24 protein-coding genes and 1 tRNA gene are annotated in these 17,402 nt (G+C 67.2%); 10 read left to right on the forward strand and 15 right to left on the reverse strand.

Annotated features, from left to right (window positions below):
* Positions 1 to 212: 212 nt before the first annotated feature.
* A complete protein-coding gene (locus Vqi01_RS28325) occupies positions 213 to 857 on the forward strand; it encodes a DUF6461 domain-containing protein (RefSeq protein WP_204038206.1) in 645 nt (214 codons plus the stop codon).
* A gap of 66 nt (positions 858 to 923) precedes the next feature.
* On the opposite strand, the gene Vqi01_RS28330 is transcribed toward Vqi01_RS28325, so the two are convergent.
* The 3 genes from Vqi01_RS28330 to Vqi01_RS28340 all read right to left on the reverse strand — a co-directional run bounded on the left by Vqi01_RS28330 (position 924) and on the right by Vqi01_RS28340 (position 3,419).
* Positions 924 to 1,880, reverse strand: coding sequence for a CU044_5270 family protein (locus Vqi01_RS28330; RefSeq protein WP_204038207.1), 957 nt, complete (start codon positions 1,878 to 1,880; stop codon positions 924 to 926).
* Entirely contained in the window at positions 1,877 to 2,422 is a 546-nt protein-coding gene (locus Vqi01_RS28335; protein WP_204038208.1) for an RNA polymerase sigma factor, read from the reverse strand. The genes Vqi01_RS28330 and Vqi01_RS28335 overlap by 4 nt, the downstream gene beginning before the upstream one ends.
* 112 nt (positions 2,423 to 2,534) lie before the next feature.
* Positions 2,535 to 3,419: an NAD(P)-dependent oxidoreductase gene (locus Vqi01_RS28340; protein ID WP_204038209.1), complete on the reverse strand. Its 885-nt coding sequence runs from the start codon at positions 3,417 to 3,419 to the stop codon at positions 2,535 to 2,537.
* A gap of 103 nt (positions 3,420 to 3,522) precedes the next feature.
* On the opposite strand from Vqi01_RS28340, the gene Vqi01_RS28345 reads away from it, so the two are divergent.
* Both Vqi01_RS28345 and Vqi01_RS28350 read left to right on the forward strand, forming a co-directional pair.
* On the forward strand, positions 3,523 to 3,927 hold the full coding sequence (locus Vqi01_RS28345) for a MerR family transcriptional regulator (protein WP_239098727.1): 405 nt from the start codon (positions 3,523 to 3,525) through the stop codon (positions 3,925 to 3,927).
* A 213-nt stretch (positions 3,928 to 4,140) separates the two neighbouring features.
* Positions 4,141 to 4,216: transfer RNA gene (locus tag Vqi01_RS28350), tRNA-Arg, on the forward strand.
* Positions 4,217 to 4,535: 319 nt separating this feature from the next.
* Here the strand turns inward: Vqi01_RS28350 and Vqi01_RS28355 are convergent.
* On the reverse strand, positions 4,536 to 5,030 hold the full coding sequence (locus Vqi01_RS28355; RefSeq protein WP_204038210.1) for a hypothetical protein: 495 nt from the start codon (positions 5,028 to 5,030) through the stop codon (positions 4,536 to 4,538).
* 138 nt (positions 5,031 to 5,168) lie between these two features.
* Between Vqi01_RS28355 and Vqi01_RS28360 the strand changes: the two genes are divergently transcribed.
* Entirely contained in the window at positions 5,169 to 5,507 is a 339-nt protein-coding gene (locus Vqi01_RS28360; protein WP_204038211.1) for a DUF6966 domain-containing protein, read from the forward strand.
* Positions 5,508 to 5,946: 439 nt separating this feature from the next.
* On the opposite strand, the gene Vqi01_RS28365 is transcribed toward Vqi01_RS28360, so the two are convergent.
* Together Vqi01_RS28365 and Vqi01_RS28370 are read right to left on the reverse strand one after the other, a co-directional pair.
* A complete protein-coding gene (locus Vqi01_RS28365; RefSeq protein WP_239098728.1) occupies positions 5,947 to 6,318 on the reverse strand; it encodes a DivIVA domain-containing protein in 372 nt (123 codons plus the stop codon).
* Positions 6,251 to 6,583: a hypothetical protein gene (locus Vqi01_RS28370; protein WP_204038212.1), complete on the reverse strand. Its 333-nt coding sequence runs from the start codon at positions 6,581 to 6,583 to the stop codon at positions 6,251 to 6,253. Before Vqi01_RS28370 ends, Vqi01_RS28365 begins: the two co-directional genes overlap by 68 nt.
* Positions 6,584 to 6,970: 387 nt before the next feature.
* On the opposite strand from Vqi01_RS28370, the gene Vqi01_RS28375 reads away from it, so the two are divergent.
* The 3 genes from Vqi01_RS28375 to Vqi01_RS28385 all read left to right on the forward strand — a co-directional run bounded on the left by Vqi01_RS28375 (position 6,971) and on the right by Vqi01_RS28385 (position 9,658).
* Entirely contained in the window at positions 6,971 to 8,251 is a 1,281-nt protein-coding gene (locus tag Vqi01_RS28375) for an NsdA family TPR-like regulatory protein (RefSeq protein WP_239098729.1), read from the forward strand.
* A gap of 14 nt (positions 8,252 to 8,265) precedes the next feature.
* Positions 8,266 to 8,811, forward strand: a complete 546-nt coding sequence (locus Vqi01_RS28380; protein ID WP_204038214.1) for a GNAT family N-acetyltransferase — start codon at positions 8,266 to 8,268, stop codon at positions 8,809 to 8,811.
* Positions 8,812 to 9,172: 361 nt separating this feature from the next.
* Entirely contained in the window at positions 9,173 to 9,658 is a 486-nt protein-coding gene (locus Vqi01_RS28385) for a hypothetical protein (RefSeq protein ID WP_204038215.1), read from the forward strand.
* On the opposite strand, the gene Vqi01_RS28390 is transcribed toward Vqi01_RS28385, so the two are convergent.
* From Vqi01_RS28390 to Vqi01_RS28400, 3 genes are all read right to left on the reverse strand, one after another.
* The gene (locus tag Vqi01_RS28390; protein ID WP_204038216.1) at positions 9,643 to 10,368 is read right to left on the reverse strand and encodes a GntR family transcriptional regulator; all 726 of its coding nucleotides are present in this window, start codon (positions 10,366 to 10,368) and stop codon (positions 9,643 to 9,645) included. The genes Vqi01_RS28385 and Vqi01_RS28390 overlap by 16 nt on opposite strands.
* 345 nt (positions 10,369 to 10,713) lie before the next feature.
* A complete protein-coding gene (locus tag Vqi01_RS28395) occupies positions 10,714 to 10,956 on the reverse strand; it encodes a hypothetical protein (RefSeq protein ID WP_204038217.1) in 243 nt (80 codons plus the stop codon).
* A complete protein-coding gene (locus tag Vqi01_RS28400) occupies positions 10,949 to 11,293 on the reverse strand; it encodes a hypothetical protein (protein ID WP_239098730.1) in 345 nt (114 codons plus the stop codon). The genes Vqi01_RS28395 and Vqi01_RS28400 overlap by 8 nt, the downstream gene beginning before the upstream one ends.
* Before the next feature lie 418 nt (positions 11,294 to 11,711).
* Here Vqi01_RS28400 and Vqi01_RS28405 point away from each other — a divergent pair, with 418 nt between their 5' ends.
* Together Vqi01_RS28405 and Vqi01_RS28410 are read left to right on the forward strand one after the other, a co-directional pair.
* Complete coding sequence (locus Vqi01_RS28405) at positions 11,712 to 12,476, forward strand: GntR family transcriptional regulator (protein WP_204038218.1); 765 nt, start codon at positions 11,712 to 11,714, stop codon at positions 12,474 to 12,476.
* 10 nt (positions 12,477 to 12,486) lie between these two features.
* Complete coding sequence (locus Vqi01_RS28410; RefSeq protein WP_204038219.1) at positions 12,487 to 13,149, forward strand: YdcF family protein; 663 nt, start codon at positions 12,487 to 12,489, stop codon at positions 13,147 to 13,149.
* 9 nt (positions 13,150 to 13,158) lie between these two features.
* Here the strand turns inward: Vqi01_RS28410 and Vqi01_RS28415 are convergent, their stop codons facing one another.
* The 6 genes from Vqi01_RS28415 to Vqi01_RS28440 form a co-directional block, all read right to left on the reverse strand.
* Positions 13,159 to 13,341 (reverse strand): hypothetical protein, encoded by a 183-nt coding sequence (locus tag Vqi01_RS28415; RefSeq protein WP_204038220.1) that lies wholly within the window; start codon positions 13,339 to 13,341, stop codon positions 13,159 to 13,161.
* A gap of 636 nt (positions 13,342 to 13,977) precedes the next feature.
* On the reverse strand, positions 13,978 to 14,583 hold the full coding sequence (locus tag Vqi01_RS28420; protein ID WP_204038221.1) for a DUF8453 domain-containing protein: 606 nt from the start codon (positions 14,581 to 14,583) through the stop codon (positions 13,978 to 13,980).
* Positions 14,584 to 14,668: 85 nt separating this feature from the next.
* The gene (locus Vqi01_RS28425; RefSeq protein WP_204038222.1) at positions 14,669 to 15,238 is read right to left on the reverse strand and encodes a hypothetical protein; all 570 of its coding nucleotides are present in this window, start codon (positions 15,236 to 15,238) and stop codon (positions 14,669 to 14,671) included.
* Between the two features lie 340 nt (positions 15,239 to 15,578).
* Positions 15,579 to 15,773, reverse strand: coding sequence for a hypothetical protein (locus Vqi01_RS28430; protein WP_204038223.1), 195 nt, complete (start codon positions 15,771 to 15,773; stop codon positions 15,579 to 15,581).
* A 209-nt stretch (positions 15,774 to 15,982) separates the two neighbouring features.
* Positions 15,983 to 16,381: a type II toxin-antitoxin system VapC family toxin gene (locus Vqi01_RS28435; RefSeq protein WP_239098732.1), complete on the reverse strand. Its 399-nt coding sequence runs from the start codon at positions 16,379 to 16,381 to the stop codon at positions 15,983 to 15,985.
* Between the two features lie 2 nt (positions 16,382 to 16,383).
* Entirely contained in the window at positions 16,384 to 16,581 is a 198-nt protein-coding gene (locus tag Vqi01_RS28440) for a hypothetical protein (RefSeq protein ID WP_204038228.1), read from the reverse strand.
* 318 nt (positions 16,582 to 16,899) lie between these two features.
* Here Vqi01_RS28440 and Vqi01_RS28445 point away from each other — a divergent pair, with 318 nt between their 5' ends.
* Positions 16,900 to 17,160: a hypothetical protein gene (locus Vqi01_RS28445; protein ID WP_239098731.1), complete on the forward strand. Its 261-nt coding sequence runs from the start codon at positions 16,900 to 16,902 to the stop codon at positions 17,158 to 17,160.
* Positions 17,161 to 17,402 lie beyond the last annotated feature (242 nt).

Consider the following 17,402-nt stretch of genomic DNA (forward strand, 5'->3'; position numbering starts at 1 on the left):
GTCATGATGATCATGACCGACTGACCTGTTCGAGCGCACGCAGGTCTACAAGCCGGGCGAAATCCAACACACCTGAAACAGGCAGTACTGAAACGGGCGGGCTCGATATCGTTCGGGCCCGCCCGGATCACGCAGACCTGACCTGAGGGGGCCTGACGAACCGAAGACAGATTTCGCCTCGCCCGATCGTTGAGGCAGTGCAGGAGACGTACGTGAGTGAAACGACGGCCGGACAGTGGGAGTGGGCCGAGGATCAACGCCTGATCATGTGGTGTGTGACGTTCACTCGGGCCATCACAGCCCCGGATGTGCTTGCGCGATACGGCGCCGACCCGCAAGCCGCCCGCCTGCTCGAACGCGACGAGGCCCACCCCTTGTACGACGCGACCGCACAGGAAGGGTCGGTGCTGCGCGCCGGCTCCTTCGGCGAGTGGTCGTTCTGTTGGGAGGAGCACGGCATCGCCGGTGCCATGTTCGGCACATGTGCCGCCCTGTCCGAGGGCACCGAGACCCTCAGCCTCCTGCGCTGCGCCAAAGGCAGGAACAGCTTCGCCCACTGGCGCGACGGCCAGTGCGTCGAACATTTCGAGCCCGGCATGACATTCACGAAGCCCCAATCACCACACCCCTGGTGGGACGCTATCGAGGATCACCTCGCCGCACAGCCTCCGCAACGTTCGTCGCTGATCTCGGCCCTGGAGGTGGTTGCCGCACACATCGGTGCCGCACTCGACTCCCGCATCGTCAACGGGCCGCTGCTCACCGCAGCTCTCCTGACCAGCAGAGAATCCCCCTCGCCGAACTGGCCGCGTACCACCAACCGCCGTCCACCCGGGCGTCGGCTCGCCAGCTTTTGACCGCCTGGCAACCAAGGAGGTGGTGCGACCCGACCGGGTCGCACCACCTCGGTGTTCGCTCAAGTGTCACCGCAGCGAGGATGCCTCCGGCAGGTCGTCGTCGGACCAGCGGGCGGTGATCACCGCGGTCCAGCTCGCGGTGTTGTCCGCCACCCAGGTTTCCTGGGCCAGTGCCTGTCCGGTCGAGGAATCGATGATCAGACGGGTCTGCGTCTCACCGAGGTCGCCCTGGCGGGTCACGGCCACGGCCATCCCGGGCCGGCCCAGTTGGTCGGTCACCCGGCCCCGCGACGTCACACCGGGCATCGCCGCGAGCATCCGGTACGCCGCCGCGCGCACCTGCGGAGACACCGGCAGGTTGAGGACGAGGGTGGTGCCTGAGTTGAACAGGAAGCCGTCGCGGCTCTCGGCACCGCCGGTGTCGGCGTACCAGCCGAGCAGCTTTTCCTTGAGTTTCGCGGGGTCCGCCGGCAACGCGGCCAGTTCCCGCGCGGACCGGGGCGACCCGGCGAGCAGGAAATTGTTCTCCGCGGTGTGACCCTGCAGTGGGCGTGAGGTCCAGGAACCACTGTCTGCGGCGCGGGAATACCCGGCCGAGGGCAGGCCCGGCACGGCGGCCAGCCACACCTCGTCCTGCAAGCGGCGAGTGCCTTCGCCGTGTTCGGCCCGCACCACCCAGTACCGGCCGGCGGCGTCTGACGCGGATTCGCTGCGTTCGGCGGCGACCAGCAGCAGGTCGCTGGCGTCGGCGGGCGCGTCGACTGGGCTGGGCGACGAGGCTGCCGGCTGCACCTGGGGCGTTGCGGGTCCGGACGTGTTGGTCAGCAGGATGGCGCCGGTTGCGGCGAGTGCCACGGCCGGCAGTGCGCCCGCGAGCACGAGCCGACGCACGGGGCGCCGGGTGGGACGGGTGACCGATCGGGGATGCGCCATGATCAGGGCGGGATCGCTGGGTGGACCGGACGGGTCGAGGCCAGGCGGGCGGGCATCGGCCAGCGCCTGCAGGGTGTCACGGTGACTCATCGGGCGTACTCCTGCTCGGGAATGCGGACGGGGCGGTGACGCTCCGCCGTGGCGGTGTCGGACATGGCCTGCTCCAGGCGTTTGCGAGCCCGGTGCAGGCGTACGAAGAAAGTCGCGGTCGAGCAGCCGGCGACGCGGGCGGCATCCTTGGCGGACAGGCCCTGCCAGGCCGTCAGCGTCAGCGCCTCTCGGTCGTCCTCGCGCAGAGCCGCGAGAGCGGCCAGCATCGCCGCACGTTCGGCGACGCCATCGGCAACGTCGCCGGCTGCCTCCACGACCCACGCGCGCAGCTCGGCAGCCAGGCTCGCCTGCCGGATGTCGTCGCGGAAGCGCTCACGAACCACGTTGCGGGCCACGCCCAGCAGCCAGGGCAACGGAGCCGCAGGTACGGCGTCCAGCCTGCGCCAGGCCACCATGAAGGTGTCCCCGACCACGTCGTCGGCGAGCTTGCGCCCCGCCCGGCTCACCGCGTACGCGTACACCTGCCGGTAGTGTGTTCGATAGAGGGCGGTGAACCGCTCGTTTGGTTCGGCATGCGTCACTGGCTCCTTCTCCTTCGCCATGAAGGTGTCTCGTCACCAGGTAGTGCGCTCCCGGGGCCGATTCTTACCGACGCGCTCCTTTCCTTCCTTCACTGAGCGAGCCGGGCGCGCATCACGGCTTGCGGAACTGCTCGATCATGGCCGCGTAGCTGTCGCCGCCGTGGCCATCGGCAATTGACCGATCGGCAAGGACTTTGACGAACTTGGGCAGCTCGGCGTTGACACCCAGGAACTCGCTCTCCTTGATGAGGTGCTCCATCGCTGCCAGGTGGGTGTCGATGGTGGAGTCGAGGGCGGGGTACCTGCCGCCGTCGATCTGATCCGCGTACCCGGAAAGCCAGTCGGCCACGGTCGCGATTCCCTTGCGCGCGGCCGGAGCGAACTTCGCGGCTGGCACGTTGGCGGTGCCGACAAGGGCAGCGGCATGCAGGAAGCCGTTCAGAACGTTCCACATGATCGTCAGCACCGCCATGTCATACAGCGATGACAGGGCGTGGTCTGCGCCGAGATATGTGGTAGCGCCGCCGAGGCTCCGAAGAGTGGACTCATGCCGGTCGAATGCCGACTGCGGCCCGCTGTAGAACAGCAGGGTGTCGGCTGCGCCGATGCCCTGGGGTGTCGTCATGATCGCGCCGTCGAGGTAGGCGACATCTCGCTGCGCCGCCCACTCGGCGATCTCGCGCGCCTGCTTCGAGGTGCCCGAGGTGAGGTTCACCAGAACCCGACCCGCGAGAACGTCGCCCAACGGGTCGAGCAGCTCGCGCACGACGTCGTAGTCCGAGACGCAGACGATCACCAGTGGGCTTGCCGTGACCGCGTGCCGCACCGAGTCTGCGAGGACCGCGCCCTTGGCGACAAGGAGGTCGGCCTTGTCGGTCGAACGGTTCCATACGGTTGTGGCGTGCCCGTTCTTCAGGAACGCCCCACTGAGCGCTTGGCCCATCAGTCCCAAGCCGATGACCGTCACCGAAGCGTGGCCGGCGTCGGAGTTAGGCATTACTTACTCCCGTTCAGTTCGCTCTGCGGTTGTGTGACCGAAGGGCTCGGCCACGGGAGTAGCCTCGACCCTCACATCGATATGAAGGTCAAGGGGAGCGACCGTGTTGATCGGGGAACTGAGCCGCCGGACCCGAGTCGGTGCCCATCTGCTGCGCTACTACGAAGCCCAGGGCTTGCTCGAGCCCGACCGCAGCGCCAACGGCTATCGTGAGTACACCGACGAGGCCATCCTGACCGTGACCCAGATCCGGAGGCTGCTAGAGGCGGGACTCTCGACTGAAGACATCGCGTTCTTGCAGCCCTGCCTGGCCGGCGCAGGCCCCGACCTCGAACCCTGCCCCGAACTCCTCGATACCCTACGAGCACGTCTGCGCGAGCTGGACGAACGCATCGACACGCTCAACCGCTCCCGCCAAGCCCTCCACCACTACATCGACGCCACCGAACGGCGTGCGTCACGGCACTATCAGCCATGCGACTCCACCCGCGAAGACAACAGGATGTGATCGCCTCGCGACTGGCCGGTGATGTTGATCTGGCCCGCAGCGGTGTGCCCGATACGTGCCCGATCAGGCGGGCAGGGCAAGCAAGACCACCCGGAGTCACGTGGGGCTCGGCCTGTGGTCATCGAGCGCCCGCCGGGCTGGGACAACCCAGGCCAACAGGGGCACTCCCTGCCACCCCGGGTCACCCCGCAGGCCGCTAGACTGGGCCCTCGCGCCCTCGTAGCTCAGGGGATAGAGCAACGGTTTCCTAAACCGTGTGTCGCAGGTTCGAATCCTGCCGGGGGCACCAGGTCACAGCCTTGATCACCGATCACTGATCCGCCTTCCCGGGTTTGCGTGCCCGCTGCGTGCCTGATCGCCTTGCAACCTTCGACCGGCTCGCGTCCAGGTGCTCAGCGACCTCAGCGTCTCGCCCGTCCACCGCACGAGCGTAGTGACGAGTCGTGACGCTGGCGTTGGCGTGCCCGAGTCGACGAGCCGCCACCAGGACGCCATGGGAGTCCGCGACCCAGCTCGCGTGAGTGGCCCGCACTCGGCCTGCTGGCGGCGCGGGCGCCGGCATCGGCCGGCGCGGGCGGAGACGGGGCGGAACAGGCAGTGCCTCAGGGCTACGACTGCTTTGGTCCGGTGATAGCGTCTGCGGGTAGCTCGCCAAGCCTGACTAGCCGGGAGCGGATTCCGCCTTCGACCCGCCCGAACTCCTTGGAAAGCTGCGTGACGGTGGCACCCGCCCGAAAGCGCTCGCGGAGTCGGTTCTCTTCCTCTTCGGTCCACCTGGCATAGGCGTTCGGGTGCCGCAGCCGCTTCTGCGCAACCGTGTAGGCGCGTCCATCGCCGGGTGTTCCGTAGATGGAGGCGAGGCCGCTCAGCACCGCTTGTAGGACATCGGCTGCGACCGCCAGGTCCTCGGGAGGGATCTCGCCGCTGAGGTGAGTGATCAGCTCGCCGCCGTCGTCGTTGCAGCTGCTGAACTCCAAGGCCAGACGCTCGTCGGCGGTGGTCGAGGCAGTGATTTCGTAGATGCGTCCGTTGCGGCGGATCTGGCGGTGGATGCGGGTCCGGTCCTGAATCGCTTCCTCGTGCAGCCACTCATCGACATCCATGATGTCACTGTAGGTGGCGGCGTCCGTACGGTGAAAGACCTCGGGGCTCCGCCCCGAACCCCGGCCCTCCTCAGAGATCAGCCGGGGCGGATCACCTCAGGTAGCTTGCTCCTGCCACCAGCGGCATGGGGAGGTCGCATGACTGCGGCAGAGGACTCAGAGTTCCGTATTCGCCTGCGGGAGCTAACGACCGCGCTGGAGGAGATGGAAGATCTCCTCCGAAACAACAACGCTGAGGGCTGGGCAGAGTGGGTCGGGCGCGTTCTCGCCGGCCTCAATCGGCACGACGCCGATGCCTTGGATCACTTGCTCGGCCCTTACCGAGGAGGCATGGGCAGCTTCAATGATCTCGTGCTTGGGGACTGGACCTGGCCAGTCGGCCCCGTACCCGTCGCGATCCGGCAGGCCAACGACCGCCTGAGCGAACTCCGTGAGAGGTGCTACTCCCTCGCAATTCACCTGCGCGGTCGTCCTTAGACCGGTGGGAAGGGTGCGCCTGGGCTAAGGGCCGTACAGCCATCCATACAGCCAAGACCGCCCGCCAACGCCGACGCTGCCCGACAACCACGGACGGGCTGACCAGGGTGCCTGACCAGCCATCCGTGATGTTCTTATAACCCCAAGGCCAGCCGTGCCCGTTGCGTGCCCTTTGGGACGGGAACGGAGGGTCAATGGCGGTCAGCTCCTGGACGTGGCGCTCGGCATGGCATCGCAGATCAAGCCAGGTCACTGCCGAGCAACTTGCGGCCGTGTCCACACTTCCTAAACCGTGTGTCGCAGGTTCGAATCCTGCCGGGGGCACCTCGCAAATCGGCCGAGGCGCCGCCTGGCCTGTTCACGTCCGAGACTCGGCCGCCGCCCGGTGATTCAACCCTCGGCTGTCCTTGATCGCGTTGGCATTCGGCTTGTCAGCAGATCATCTGCGCTGCTCAGGTCCTGTCCAACGCCTCGCGTTGGCCGTCCGGCTCGACCTGCGGGCGATGCTGGTCTGCCATTCGCGCAGAGCGGTTTTCAATCGAGCGTTCTCCGCGCGTAGTCCAGCTTCTACGCGGTCCCGTGCGGTGAGTTCGTCGACGACCGCGCGGAGGAAGGCGTACACCTGTTGCTCGGCCAGTCCGCGTCGCCCGAGCCGGGTGCGGCGGAACCGGATTCGCCGTACCTGGTCTGGGCAGAGTCGGGCCAGGCGCGAGGCGCCCGGACCACGCCGACCGAATGTCTGCTCACCGCAACCTCCTCGGCGTCGAGATCGTCGTCGGTGCCTTTCGGCTCTGCCCGCTTCCTGCGACACGGCCCGGGGCGGTTGGTGATGTGCGTTTGGCGGCGGGCACGGTAGCGGGAGCGAGCAGCTTCAGGCCCGCGCGTTGCACGAAGATTTCTCGCCGGGCCACGGCGTTGCCGGTCCGGTCCAGGACGTAGCCGGTCAGCCAGACCCAACCGTCGTACGTCGGCCGGTCGCCGACCTTGATGACCCGAAAGGTCAGCGACCGATTGCCGCTGAACTGCACGGAGGCTGCGGCGTCGACGTGGAGGACGTCGCCTGGCGTTGGGTCCATCACGCCCCTCCTTCAGGCAGGTTGTGGATGGGCACCGAGACAGGCGGGCTGGAGGCCATGTCCGACGGCGTCGCTTGCCTGCACCGGCCCCGGTGCCCTGCTCAAAACGCCGCCGGCCCGGCGTGGGCGCGAGCGGCCGCCCGCTGCCGTGTCGGCGCACGTATTTCAGCGGCCTGTACACGCACAATTGCTGTGGGTGAGGCGTCCATGGTGGAGATGGAACACCCGGTGACGGAGACCGATCGAGGACCGAATTTGCACCTCTGGCGGACATCGAGCGGACACCATGAGGACCTGCGTTGAGTTCAGGACCTCCGACAGGCGAGCGTGGAAACAGCCCGTCAGGAAGGCATCGAGATGGCCCGAGACCGCCGCGATCCTCGCACGGTGCTGGAGCACCTGATCCAGCAGAGTGACCGCACGTACGAGGAGCTTGCCGACGAGTTCAGTCGCATGGACCCCCGTGCGGCGATCAGCGCCCGGCACCTCGGCCGGTTGGCGCGCGGTGAACGGGACCTGGCCTCATCGACACCCGCCACCCGGCGAGCGTTGCAGGCCATGTTCGGCAAGACCGCCGACGAGTTGCAGCGCCCCTGGGCACCCCACCAGTTGACCCCTGCGCCAGGCCGACAGCCCGTTGTCGAGCCCTTCGGCGCCGGCCCGGAAAGGAAACTCCTCGCCATGGCCGCACAACGCGCCCGCCACTACGCCATGCTCGCCGCCGAAGCCACCTCCCCGGCAGCCATCGACCAGCTCACCGAGGACGTGCAGCGCCTCGCCCTGGCCTACCCGCAACGCCCGGTCAGCCAGATCCTGCCGGACCTGGTCGAGACCCAAGACACCCTGTTCACCCTGCTCGAACGCCGCCAACAACCAGCACAGTCGCGGGACCTGCACTTCCTCGCCGGCATCACCACCGGGCTACTCGCCAAGGTCTCCCACGACATGGCCGACCCGCACTCCGCGATGCTGCAAGCCCGTACCGCCGTGCTCTGCGCCGACCAGGCCGGACACCCCGGCCTGCAAGCCTGGCTCCGCGGCCTCCAATCCCTGGTCGCCTACTGGGCCGGCCGGTATGCCGAGGCCGTCCGATATGCCGAGGCCGGACGCGAGTACGCCACCCAAGCCGGCGGCACCTCCGCTGTCTGGCTTCCCGCCAGCGCCGCCCGCGCCTACGCCGCACTCGGCAACGCCGAACAGGCCATGGTCGCTATCCACGAGGCCGAAGACGCCTGGTCCCGGGTACGCCCCGACGAGATGGACGAGATGGGCGGCATCTGCACCTTCAACCAGCCCCGCACCCTCTACTACGCCAGCGACGCCCTCGCCTGGCTCCCCGGCGAAGCCGCCACCACCGAGCGCTACGCCCTGCAAGCCGTCCAGGCGTACGCCGACCGCTACGACCCCGCATGGGCGTTCGGCGACCAGGCCGGCTCACACACCAACCTCGCTATCGCCCGCGTTGCCAACGGCGAACTCGACGCCGCCGCAGACGCCTTGGAGCCCGTGCTCGACCTCCCCGCCGATCAGCGCATCAACGGCATCGTTCACTCCGTTCGGCGCGTACACCAGGCCATCACCCGCGCCGGCCACGCCAACGATGCCCGCGGCCTCATCGACGGCATCGAGCACTTCACCCACACCCCCGCCAACGCCCTACCCCGATAGGGCACCATCAGCGCATGTACCCGATCACCATCCCCGGCCGCGTCATCACCCTGCGCGAACTGCGACCCGATGACGCGGCCGATGCTTTGGCGATCATCGGCGACGACCGCGTCACCCACTGGCTCTCCTTCGACAGCCGCGACCACGCCGCCGCTGTCGCCATGATCGAAGGCGCAGTGACCCGGGCACAGCTCAACCCCCGCACCGAGTACTACCTAGCCGTAGCCGACCCGGAAGACCGCATGATCGGCTTCGCCCGCCTCGGACTCACCGGCCACCAGGCCGCCAAACTCGGCTACGCCATCCACGCCGACCACTGGGGCCACGGCTACGCCACCGACGCCGCCCGCACCATCGTCAACTACGGCTTCCGGGAGCTGCGACTGCACCGCATCACCGCCGCCATCGGCCCCGACAACGCCGCCTCCATCGCCGTCGCCAAACGACTCGGCATGCAGTACGAAGGCCGACTCCGCGACCACGTCTACACCAACAACGCCTGGCGCGACTCCCTGCTCTACTCCATCCTCGCCCCGGAGTGGAACGCCGCCCCAGGCTGACCGCATCGTCAGCACCGCTCCGCCACGCGCGAGCAGGGCCGCCGGTACGATCGCCGCCATGCGCGACGCCGACACGCCGCCGCAGGAACCCACCGACCGCCCCCACACCCCAAGGCACCTGCGCCTTCGGGGACTGCCCGCACCCTTCACGACTACCTGACCAGACGCCAATTGTGCGTAGTCAGACGGGACCGGCACCTTCAACGCCATGGGAATCACGTGGAAGCCTCCTAGCCTCACCAGTCATCACCCTGACAACCGGTTGAGTTAACAAGCTGCGTTAGCTTGTAAGTGCAAGCAGGGGGTTCAGGTGAGCTGCGTTCACATAGGAGTGTCGGAGAGTGGTGCCAGTCTGCGAGGCATGGAACCTGTCACCGTGCATCGAACTGTGGTCAGCATCCTTTATGGTCACTTTGTCCTGCGGGACGCATGGTGTGATGCCGGCGACGACGGCGAGTCGTACCAAGATTCGCAGGATCAGGTAGCTGGCGCGTCCACGTACCAAGTCACCGTGCGAGCGCCTTCGGACCCGCTGAGAGTGGGCCTTGAGCTACGGATATGGAGCGGTGAGCCCGATCTCGATCGTGGCTCGTGGGACGGGCGTCGACAGCTTCAGGTGCACTGCCCCACCGGAGAACTACTCGTTGAGCAGATCACCGCCGGAGCGGCGGCAGAGATCACGCTCCCGCAAGGGGCCGGCGTCTATGGCGTCCGGGTCCACCGACACGGGCGTGACGACGCTCAGATGTTCCTGATCGACCTCTGGTGGCAAACACCGCTGCCACCAGACGACGATGACGAGGACTTCTACGGCGATCTGTGGAGCTGCAGTCAGGACACGGCGTAGGTGTCTTCGATCTCGTGGCGGCTGCCGGGCATGACCAGGACCGAGGTCATGATGGGATCGCCGGAGGCCTGGTGCACGGTGATGACGACGCTCATCGCCGGCTCGTCGGCCGACACGGCCAGGGCGTCGGCCTCATCGGCGCTGACGCGGCGGGCAGACATGCGTTCGGTGGCGTAGTCGGCCCGTAGGCCCTTCTGCCGCGCGATGAGGTCGAGCAGGCCACCCGGGATGGGGTCCGGCTTGGTGATGTCGGTGCCGACCGCGATGTCCACCGGCACGAAGGTGGAGATCAGGTCGACCGGGCCAATCTCGGTGACGGTTCGGCGGCGGCGTTCGTAGACCGGTGTGCCCTCAGGGATCTTCAACTCGGCCGCGATGCGGGGCGTGGCGAGAACCGGGCCGACGTGCAGAATCTCCGTGTCGCCGGTCTCGTCCAGCTCGACGGCGTCGCGGGCGTACTCGGGTGAGGTGCGGCCGGCGGCGGATCGGCCGCGTACGAAGCTGCCCTTGCCCTGCTGCGACTCGATCCAGCCGTCCTGCTTGAGGATGCCCAGCGCCTTGAGGACCGTCGGCCGAGAGACGCCGAACTCGTTGCAGAGCTGGTTTTCCGACGGCAGTGCCGCACCGGGCGCGTAGTCGCCGTCCTCGATGCGCTTCCGCAGCGTGTTCAACACGCGCAGGTATTTCGGCGTCGGAATCTCGTACGCCATCGCGGGCACCCCACCTATGAACGCTGCATGTATTACAGCAGCTTATGAGTTGTTGGCATGACAGAACAAGTCAGCTCAGCCGTTCGGCCGTCACACCCTCCACCGCAGCGGTCAGCCACCCCGACCACGACGACGCCTTCACCCGTTCCGGACGGGACGCGCCAGGCCACCGCTGAGGCAGGCAGCCGTACCGTCCGAACACCCGCAACGCTGCCCGTCGCTGCGGGCACGGCTCGTCCACGCGGCAGGCAGGGCAGGGCCAGTCCGCGCTCGACGGCGTGTGTCGGTCAAGCTGCGACTGCGCAGCTCGTAACTGATCCCGCGCCGCTCCCGACAGGTACGTGGTCACCGGGCCGCATCCTTCGGCGCGAACAGCCGGGTCGGTACGAGGACCTGTGTTCGTTCACCGCGCTGGTGGCGTGGAGTGATCTTGGTGCCCTCGACCCAGATCCACTGCTCCCGCTCGGGACGGTTGAGCACCAGGCGAACCCCGGTCACCCGCAACGTCACCGGTCCGTCGGCGGGGCGGTAGCGGTCGACAGCGTCGATGTGCATCACCGCGCCGAGTCGTACCCGTAGGTCAAACACTGCGCCTCCTCGTCGTCGGCCGTGCCTTCACTGGTGGGCGGGGATTGATCTGGAGGCCGGCGATCTGGGCGAAGACCTCCCGCCGCTCGAATGCCTCCCCGGTGTTCGGGTTGACCGCGTAGCCGGTGAGCCACACCCAGCCGTCGTATGTCGGCCGATCCGAGACCGAAGACACCCGCAGCCACAGCGCCCGGGGGCCGTTGAACTGCACCGACGCCCGACCATCGAGCAGCACCAGGTCACCCGGTGCCGGAACCCCCGGCGGAAGCGAACGCGACCTGCGAGGCGCCGAGGTGGGCGGGCTCAGTTGGAGCCGTCGTTCGGGTCGCGGTCCCATGCCAGCACCCACCCCGGGCCAGTCTCAGCAGGACACCGAACGACCGGACCCCGCACAGTCCGGACACGCTCGCCGGACCAAGCGCCGACCGACGGGCGATCCGTGCCCGGTAGCGCGGACCTCAGCCCGCGCGCGGACGTACTTCCAGGTCCGACCCGCGCAGGACGCGCAGGCTCCAACCCGCTCCACGCCGGGCGCAACGGGGATGGCGCTGCCGGACGGGATCACGGATGATCCAGACGTGTTCGGAACTTCCGTAGCGCCAAGCATCACGGTCTCCCACCAACCAGGCATTAGAACTAGCTCTATATGGCCCGACTGGGGCCCGACCTGTCAATAGAACTAGCTCTAATGTTCGCCGGTCGGGCACACTTGCTGATAGGGATAGCCCTACGCGGCGCATGGCTAGGAGGAGCGAGTGGGCATCGGATACCGAGATCTGGCCGCACTCCTGCGTCAGGCCATCCAGCGCGGCGACTATGCCGAGGGCAGCACCCTGCCAAAGCAGGACGAGATCGCCGCCGAACACGGCGTCAACATCAACACCGTCCGGCAGGCGGTGCGCGTCCTTGAAGCCGAAGGACTGGTCACGCCCGTTCGTCGGCGCGGCACTGTCGTCCGCCCACGCGTGGCGATGAAGCGCCTCGGCACCGACCGCTACGCCAAGAGCAAATGGAAATCCGGGCTCGTCGCCTTCGCCGCCGACCGCGAGGCCACCGGCCGCGCCTGGACGCCAGGCGACCAGACCAACGAGGTACGACGGACCGAAGCTGACGCCGAAGTCGCCGCAGCACTCGATCTCTCGCCCGGTGCACCCGTCTACGAGCGCGCCCGCCTGGTCAAAGAGGCCGGCGTACCGACCCACACGCTGACCAGCTACTACCGCCCCGAAGACGTGGAAGGCACATCCCTGGTCGACCCGACACCAGGGCCAGCCGGACAAGGCGGCGGCTTCGCGATCCTCACCGCCCGAGGCTTGGAGCCGGACACCATCACCGAGACCGTGCACGCCCGCATGCCCACGCCCGAGGAAACCGAATTACTCCAGCTCCCCGCCGGAGAACCGGTGATGATCCTGCACCGCACCACGTCCACTTACGAGGGCCGACCAGTCGAGTTCGCCCGCGGAGTGCACGCCGCATCCCGCTTCACCTGGTCCTACACCTTCAAGATCCCCGACTGAGAGACAAGCGATGTCCACGACTCCCTCGACCATCCCGGCAGAGCACCGCGCGGATGTCGAGTGCCTGTGGAACTACCACAACATGCACCACGAGATCCGACCCGTTGACGTCGGCATCGGGCTCGGTAGCCATGACCTCGGAGTCGCCAAGATCGCCACCGACCTCTACCACCAGAGGATGTACCCGCACCTGGCCTTCACCGGCGCGAATGCCCCGACCACCATCGAGATCTTTCCCCGGGGTGAAGCCGTCCACTACCGGGAGTACGCCATAGCCCACGGCGTGCCAGCCGACGCGATCCTCATCGACACGCAGGCCACCAACACCGGCCAGAACATCGAGTACACCCGCGCGCTCCTTGCCGAACACAAGATCCAAGCCCGGTCGGTGATCCTCATGTCCCGCCCGTACCAACAGCGCCGGGCATACGCCACCTGCAAGAAGCTCTGGCCCCAGGTCGACGTGATCTGCGCGTCCCACCCGCTCTCACTCGACGACTACCTAACCAGCATCGGCAACACCAAGAAAGTCATCGACATGCTCGTCGGTGACACCCAACGCATCGACAAGTACGCCGAACTCGGTTACGCCATCCCCCAGCACGTCCCCGACAAGGTGCGCGCCGCCTACACCCGCCTGGTCGACGCCAGCTACACCAGCCGACTCGTGTAGAAGGCGCAGCTACCGGCCCAGCGCTTGCCGCCCAGCCTCCGCAACCTCGGGCGACACCACCACCGCCACGACCTCACCGTCCTTCGTCAGCGGCACCGAGTTCCCCGCCTGCACTGCTTCGATGAACTCGCTCAGCACTGCCTCAATTGCCGTGCCATCCGCGTAGGCCCGATCCGGATCCGCCTGCCTCATGAGCCAGAGCCTAGCCAACCGAGCCGGATCGACCAGGATGGCGCCACCCGTGTTCGCGAGTAAGGCGGCGCAGAACTGCTGTACGCCTTCAAGGCGGCCCTGAACGGGCCGCACGCGCCGCCGCCTGGGCGCGCGTCCGTCGCTCCGCTGGCGCTCCGACTCCGGCCACGCAACACGCCCGGCGGCTGGCGCGGAAGCGGGAAGCCCAGGGGCCGCCGCAGACGGGGCGGGTGTGGGAGTGGTGGAGGTTCGTCGCCGGCAGCCGGGCGCGCCGCGCCCGAGCGACGCGGCGCATGAAAGGGCACGCCAGGCCCGCGCGGCGGGTCACGGCCATCGGGGCCGGGGGTGGCGGCGCGAGTGTGCCGGGCCGCCCCTCCAAGCTCAAGGGCACTACGCGTCGCAAGCGACGGCCCTACGGGCCGCCGTTGACCTCGGAGCCTCTGCGACCCTCGGGCAGGAGTCGTGGGCAGGCCGATGGCCTGCCCTTCATGGAACGCGCCGCCAACTCCGTCCCCGACTCGTCGCCGATCACCCGGGGCAGCGTCAAGGTCCGCTTCACACAGCGAGCCGGGCGGCCCGCACCCCACGCAGGGCGGCTCGACGGCAGACGGTGAGGATGGCGCTGGTTAGGTGGAGTCACCTGATCTCCTGCGAGATCTTCTCCAGCGCCTTGCGGGACTTCTCGACCTCGTCGACAAGCTTTCTCGACACGGGTGCGGATGCGTCGCTGTACCTGAGGTTGTTGAGATCAATTTTGTAAGTCAGCTCATCGACTGGACCGAAGGGACCATCGGCGTTGACCGTGACGGTGTAGCAACGGGGCGTTTCTTGGTCCCGGAAGAGTTGAAACCCGATCTCCCAGAACCATCGGAGCCTACGGCCAGGCGGAAGTGTTGAGACTGGTCCCTTGAGCACCGGAATGTTCTCGGCAAACTCTGGCTTAGTGACCGACTGAAGCGGCGGATCGAAGGTCACACGGACGTTGTGAGCGACGGTCATGCCGGTGTTTTGAACAACCAGCATCAATTTTTGCGGAGCATGTTCGTCGGGCGCGAGATCAACGAAGACGTAGGGCTGGGCTTGGTCCTTTTGGACCCTTTCGGCAAGTAGAAGCTGTTCTTGCGCGTAACGCGCCTGCCGGGTCGCAGCAACTGCTTGCGAACCGGCGAAAGCTGCCGCGAGGATTGCGGCGACAGCACTCGCAGCAGCAACGACCAGTGTGACTATCTCCAGCGTTCCCATTGCCCTCTCTCGCCTAACCCCGATAATCAAGTACCACCCGGTCACAAGCGGTCCGTCGTGCGCCGTGGGCCGTCGCTTTGCCTAGCTATGACCCGGGAGGTAGAGGGTATTTCCACGTCCTGTCCTCGCCTGTCTCGGAATCGGTCCAGGTCACCGTAATCGTGCTGTCCCTGGTACCGAAGGCTCGTACCGCGAGGAAGGAAACTGCCTCGTGCGGCCTTACCTCCTCCGGAGCCTCATCCAGACCGAGTAGAGGTAGCGACTCATGCGCCGAAACTCGGACATTCTTGGCATCCGCGTTGCCGACATTGGTCAGCAGGTAGCGGGAGCGGTGCTGATGCACAAGGGTCCATCGGGCGGCCTTCGCCTCGCTGGTTATGGCGGGTTTTGTGCTGTTGGCTGCCATTGTCTCCAAAGCCTCAACGACCCGCCTGGTGTACTCCTCGGTCAGGGCCGCAGCGGCCTCCGTGCGGGCCGCGGTCGCTTCAGCCTGCTCTCGCTGAAGCCGTTGTCCATCCCTGGTGACCTTCTCTTGCCGAATCATCACGATCGTGGTGGCGATGCCAACAGCCAGAGCAACTACGACACCGAGGACGGTTGCTTGATCGGCAAACTCCTGCCAGTCCATGGCGAGGGATCTCACAGTCACGAGCACGGCGTCGACGTTAACCGGATCAAGCAAGCCGCCACTGCGAGAAGCTTCGGGTGTGCCCAGTATCGGGGCCGCCGCTGGGCACACACGGGGCACAAGACGCCGTCAAACGTTGTCAACCAGCCACCAACGTTGGCAGCCCGAGGCGGCGTGTGAGCAGACGTCCCGCTGTTCCCGCTGGTGGCGGGACAGTGGCTCTAAGTTTCGCTTCAACTCCACCACTGCCGAAACGTTCTCATTAGAATCAAGGGGCCGCGCAAGCGCGGCCCGCCCGCCGCACTCGGCCTGCTGGCGGCCTCCGGCCGGCATCGGCCGGCGCGGCGGGCACGTTCCGGTTCAGTGGTCAAGCACGAGGTTCGCTGATCGCGGCTTCAATGCGCAGACCGATCCCGGTGACGACGAGGAAGCCTGCCAGGATGTGCACCTCGGTCGACCCGGTGTCGCTTGACAGCGTGATGACCGAGACGAGGAAACCTGCGACCAGGGCCACGTTGCCGAGAATGCGGACGGTAGATGCACGCCTCGAAGCAGGGTTCACCGGGGGACCGTACCGGAGGCCCATGGCCGATGCTGTCCTGATCTGTACCCGCTAGGGGAACGATCGCGGGGTGGTTGGCCGCCGTCGAGGTCGGGGCGATGGGCTGCCGCGCCGCTCCGCGGCTTGCCCCCGGATAGGTGGGTTCGGCTGGCTGCTGGCCGACAGGACCAGTCACTGCCGTTCGGTGCCGACGGGTCGAGGCGGTGAAGCTACGAGACGTCGAACAGACGCAGGCCGTCGTATTCGGCGAAGTCGGCGTAGTCCTTGCCGTTGAAGGTCGCCAGCGGGAGCCGGTCGACCAGGCAGCAGGCCGCGATCCAGGAGTCGTTCGTCGGACGGGGACGCCCCCTATGCTGTGCCCGCGCCTGGAGTTGGCCCCAGGTCGTCGCCACCGCCTCGTCGAAGGGCAGCAGCACCACGCCCGATCGCCACTGCGCGAGGTCAGCCAGCTTGCGCGGCCCCCAGCTCCGCAGCACGGTCCACTTGGTCAACTCCCCGAGCGTGACGAACGTGATGCACAGGGTGTTACCGGCCAGCCGGGCACGAAGCCGGTCAGGCAGGCGACCCCTCAGGATCGCCGACGCGACGTCGGTATCCAGGACGACCATGCTCACGCGGCGCTGGCCCGCCGAGAGGCGTACAGATCGGCAAGGAAGTCGTCCAACTCTTCGTCGGACTCGAACAGATCCGGCCGGGCCAGGTCGTCAACGGAGGCGACTGGCCGCACACCCTGCCGGCGGGCCAACTCCTCCGCCGGCACGTGGTCAGCGGTTGGCCACTCGGGCATCCGCTCGGCATTGCTCGACATCACGACCCACCTCCTCCATCACACACCGCCACTCATTGTCACACGGTCAGCACCGACATCACCGTCACTCGGCCGCGCGGAGAGCCGGCGACACGGCAAGCCGCCCCCGGGACCGAAGACCCGGAGCGATCAGCCGCGCGACGCCGGACAGCCACGCGCCCCCGCCCGGCCGTGCCAGCCACGTGCCAGTAACCCGTTTCCTAAGAGGTCACCAGCGGCCATGACCGGGCAGCACGACAGCCCCGCTGGCCAGGCGATCCGGGCAGATCATGACAGCCGGAAACGATTTTCCAAACTGACGTTCTGTACCTTGCCGGGATGAGTGAGAACGCCTTCGTGTTCCCTGCTATACCACGGTCCAAGGCCGTCCGACTTCTCGACGAGCTGGCGGTAGCGGGCCATGGCGGCTGGGCTACAGACACTCGGCTGTTCGTCTGGCTGATGGATGAGGCGAGCGGCCTGTACCAGGACTGGGAGCCGGAGGACATAGCGAACCTTGAGCAGGCCGTCGGTCAGCGGCCTGAGTGGGCCGTGCAGATCAGCTACGACTCTCGCGCCGGGCGGATCTGGCGGCGCTAGCTGTCGCCCTCCTGGACGATGGAGGTGTTGCAGTCGACGACTTCTGCTCCTATGTGTGGACGGCTATTGAGATCGAGACTGACACCGTGATCAGCGGTGGCCGATTCGGCGAGGGCCCTGCCCGCTGAGCATCGGTGCCCAGTGTGCAGAGTAAGTGCAATGATCTTGATGCGCCCGGCGAATGCGTTGACCAGGCGCCCAGCTCATGGCGCTGCCCGGCACGCTGACTCAGTCGCCTTCCT

Source organism: Micromonospora qiuiae, from assembly GCF_016863555.1.
Lineage (GTDB): Bacteria > Actinomycetota > Actinomycetes > Mycobacteriales > Micromonosporaceae > Micromonospora > Micromonospora qiuiae.